This is a genomic window from Microcystis sp. M049S2, from assembly GCF_020245625.1.
Classification (GTDB): Bacteria; Cyanobacteriota; Cyanobacteriia; order Cyanobacteriales; family Microcystaceae; genus Microcystis; species Microcystis ichthyoblabe_A.
Genome location: NZ_JADBUN010000208.1, coordinates 1 through 4,072 on the forward strand (window position 1 = coordinate 1; position 4,072 = coordinate 4,072).

The 4,072-nt window shown below is 47.3% G+C and carries 3 protein-coding genes, 1 tRNA gene and 1 pseudogene; all 5 read right to left on the bottom strand.

Going from position 1 to position 4,072, the window contains the following annotated elements; genetic code table 11:
* Window positions 1-298: 298 nt before the first annotated feature.
* Window positions 299-372, bottom strand: a tRNA-Met gene (locus IM496_RS17210).
* Window positions 373-463: 91 nt separating this feature from the next.
* A complete protein-coding gene (locus tag IM496_RS17215; protein ID WP_194018139.1) occupies window positions 464-2,290 on the bottom strand; it encodes a peptidoglycan DD-metalloendopeptidase family protein in 1,827 nt (608 codons plus the stop codon).
* A 659-nt stretch (window positions 2,291-2,949) separates the two neighbouring features.
* The gene (locus tag IM496_RS17220; RefSeq protein WP_287662691.1) at window positions 2,950-3,303 is read right to left on the bottom strand and encodes a type II toxin-antitoxin system PemK/MazF family toxin; all 354 of its coding nucleotides are present in this window, start codon (window positions 3,301-3,303) and stop codon (window positions 2,950-2,952) included.
* Entirely contained in the window at window positions 3,300-3,536 is a 237-nt protein-coding gene (locus IM496_RS17225) for a hypothetical protein (protein WP_110579010.1), read from the bottom strand. The genes IM496_RS17220 and IM496_RS17225 overlap by 4 nt, the downstream gene beginning before the upstream one ends.
* Before the next feature lie 435 nt (window positions 3,537-3,971).
* A pseudogene (locus IM496_RS22745) lies at window positions 3,972-4,072 on the bottom strand (IS200/IS605 family transposase); the annotation flags it as partial.

Here is a 4,072-nt window from a genome sequence, read left to right on the forward strand (position 1 = left end):
ATTATTGGCAAAATTTTGCTTGCTTTTCTGGGGAGATTTTGAGATAATATTTTTAAAACATTTTATTAATAATGGGAATATTGACAATTACCAAAATTTGCACAGATTACCATTATAAAAAAAGCATAACGCAAACCGCCGCCTAAGTCAAGCCCTTTCCCATACTTATGGGTGCGAATTTCCAGAAATCAAAAAAAAGGCTTTGGTGGGGGGCAGTGATCAGGTAGAACCGGGGAACGAGATAATCTTCAAGCAAGATTCTGTATTTCTAAAATTCTACACTTAGGTTTTCCTAAAATGGCTCAGGGCAGATTTGAACTGCCGACCTTGGGCTTATGAGTCCCCTGCTCTGACCAACTGAGCTACTAAGCCGTCGTTTACACAATTATCAATCGTAACACATAATCACCCAATTGCACAAGAGCAAAAAAGGGAAGATTTTTTCTTCCCTTTGGGGGCATCTTTAACGTCTGCCTGGCAGGAAAGCGATGGGATTAACTGCGCCCTGGCCAGAGGGGTGAACCTCGAAATGGAGGTGGGGGCCGGTGCTAAAACCGGTGCTACCCATCTGCGCGATTGGCTCGCCTTGCTGAACAGTTTCGCCGCGACGCACCAACAGACGGCTGTTATGGGCATAGAGAGTGACGCTACCATCGGGGTGACGCAGTTTCACCAGATTGCCATAACCGCCAGAATTCCAGCCGGAGGAGATTACTTCACCGGCAGCCGCCGCCACAATCGGGGTCCCCACTGGACCGGCGATATCGATGCCGCGATGAGGTCTGCCCCAGCGCCAACCAAAACCGGAGGTTAACACACCTCTAGTGGGCCAAATAAAGCCGGTAAAAATCGGGGCGGGATTAGGTAAATGCTCATCGGGATTAGCGAGGGGAGGAAGGGAAGGTTCTACGGTTTCGCCGACGGGAATTCGTAGGCGGTCATTATATTCTTCCACATTGGTAGGAGCCGAACCGATAATCTGGGGGGGGGTGCTTTGGTTAGAACGAGAACGAAGGGCTGTCCATTGGGGATTAGGGGTTATTTGTCGATCATCGGGGGTTTCTGCGGGATTATCGACGGGAATAGCGATACTTTTCTGGGTTTCCGAAAGGTTAGTTTCCCGCAGATTGGCCACCTCTTGGCGCAGTCTTTCCCGATAGCTGCCGGTGATATTTTCGGGGAATTCTTCCGTCCCCGTGGTGGCGGTGGCGGCGGGCAAATTTTGCCGATTGCTGGGGTTAAAGGACAACCTAGGGCGATCGCCGACCAAGGGGGTAAGATTTTGATTAACTCTAGCGTTGGCAGAGCGATCGGGAACCACTAGGGTTTGATTGACTTTAATCCGGTTGGGGTTGTCAATGCCGTTTTCCCTAGCTAATTCGGCGGGGGTGATGCCGAGAGCGCGAGCGATCGTGTTTAAGGTATCCCCTGGCCGAACCCGATAAACTTGGTTTTCTGGGGGAACTATGACCCGAGGATTGGGAATGGCGGGAATTTCAGTCACAGGAGCTGGATTTCGTAGGGCGACGCTGGGAATTTCCGGTCTGCTGGTTAAGGGAGGATTAACGGGAATTGTGGCTATCGGGCGATCGCTTTCAGGGGTGGGAACGGGAATCGGGATCACCTGGCCGGTTGGTCGGGGGGATTCTTCGGGAGCAATAACGGGAATCTCGACGCTAGTTGGCGAATTATCGGGAACGAGAGCGGTAGTTTCGGTGACGATTACCGTTTCCCCGGAATTGGACTGATGGGGGTTTTCCTCGGTTCGCAAGGCGGCCAAACTTTCTTGGAGACGTTGACGGGTTTGACGCAGACTAGCAGAGGAACTATCCAACTGCTCAGGAGTTGCTGCCGGGGCTGCCGAGGGCAACTGCTCAGGAGTGGGTATTTTTAAAGTTTGTCCGATAATCAGATCGGATTGGGGGGAGAGATTATTGCTACTAGCGATCGCTGTGGGGGTGGTTTGATAGGTGTCGGCTAAACTCCACAGGGACTCTCCCGATTTTACTTGATGCTCAACCACTGATGTGGCGATGAATTTGACGGTGGCGAGTGCTTGGGATTGGATTATTTGCGGTTCTTTTAGTTCTTTACCCGCAGCTTTGGCTTTTCGGGCCAGGTCGATCACTTCCCATTCTAAGGGTACAGAATTGGCGGCCTGGGCTGATTCTGAGGTGGAGTTGAGAATGCTAGGTACTCCCAGAGAGAGTGCTAATCCCAGTAGAGCAACTGAGTAACGGACTCGGTTAGACTCAGCGGTGCAATTCTGTTCTGGGGTAGCGGATGTCATGGGGTTGTGGATAAAAGTCTCTTTCAAACAGACCTCCTGTGGTGTAAAGAGTTAGCTAGAGCCAGTGGATTAAGCCGATGGGTCTAGCTTTCAGCATTAGCCTTGAGGCTAGAGTAGAAGTTAAGCAACTTTACTTTTTAGTCAAAATACCTAAAGGTGACTTTTAGGTGAGATTAACTTAGATTTTGAAATCATGCAAGTCTCCCTCTGACCATTAGCACCGGGATCACAGCAAGTTGGTGACATTTTGAATGTCCAGATTGACGATGCTCTATCTCAGATGTTCCAAGCTGATCAGCATTTTTCGTCTTGCCAATTTTTGCCAGTTTTTTGATAGAAAATTTTTATCGGTTTTGCCGTTTACAAAGAAATTATTAATCATTCGCTGCTCGCAAGGGGCAACGATGGCTATTGGGGGGGCAATAATTAGGGTTTGCCCAAAAAGTTTTTCGTGGGGTGTGGGGTGTGGGGTGTAGGGTGTGGGGTTTTACCGAGAACAATACGGGGCGTTGATGTCAAAACAAATACAGCCTAACGCCTACCGGTTTTTCATAGAAATTCCCGAAGCTAGAGAAAATTATTGGGATGAGCCTCAAAGATATTATTGGTGCGTTACCTGCGGGTTTTTGCACCCGACAAGAGCGGTGATCGTACTATCCTCATAATTGGTATCCTAATGTTACCAACACAACATCTTCTAGTTGAGCTATTGTTTCAGTCCTAAGTAGTCCTAACCGCTGAATTAAACGGGTCTTATCTAGCACTCTAATTTGAAAACAAAGTGCGACTGAATCCTGCGATAAACCGCCATCTCCCTGTCTAATCAACAGACAGATTGGTAATGAAGCACGGTGTTGGTTTGTCGTTAGGGGAATAGCAATGGTTGTTGTGGAAAATTGAGAAACAATATCATTTTGAAAAATAATTATAGGACGAATGCCTGCCTGCTCAGAACCTTGAGCAGGATTGAGGTTTGCTAACCAAACTTCCCCGCGTTTAAGCTGTTCAGTCATTGATGCTCTTCCTGAGCAAGCATCACCGCATAATCATCCATTCCAGCTTCGGCAAAGATACGGTCTTCCTCGGCGAAATCAGTCGCAAGGGAAACAAGTTGACTAGGATCGAGAATGATCCGGCGGCGTTTATCTTGGAACTTGAGAAAGGCAATGAAGTCAGCAACTTGCTGAAGTTGATCATTAGTTAGTTGGTCAAGGTCTTGCTTAAGAGCTTGGCGAGTGACTGGCATAGCAGCGAGTTAGAAGATTGTAAGCTTTTAATCTATTTTACCTTTTTCGTCCCTGAAACTGAACCTCTCTATTTTAACTTAAGCGATCGCATTTTCAGAAATTCATAGTTCTAGAGCAGCCCAAGTCAAAAAAGCCAAACCTCTTCAACTTTTGATAACTGCTCTGAGTCCAGTTCACCTAATACCATAGGAAAAGATATACTCATATAATTGCGTTGAATATCTGTTTAAATCCTAACACAGTTTTGCTGTGATCGATTTTAGGTTTGATCCCCCCTGCCCCCCTTGATAAGGGGGGTGCCGATAGGCGGGGGGATCCACCTTATCAAGGGGGGGATCTGATAATTTTTAACGACTACCTACTTAACTCTAGGAAATGACAGGTTTCAATCATTTAAATGAACTACCCCGCCGCAAGCGGACGGGGTATCAGAATCAAAATAGACTCAATTGTAGATTTTGGTGTAGCTGCAGGTATTCTTTATCTTGTTCTTTTACATATCTCGCTATCATACCTTCATCCCCATGCTTTCCTA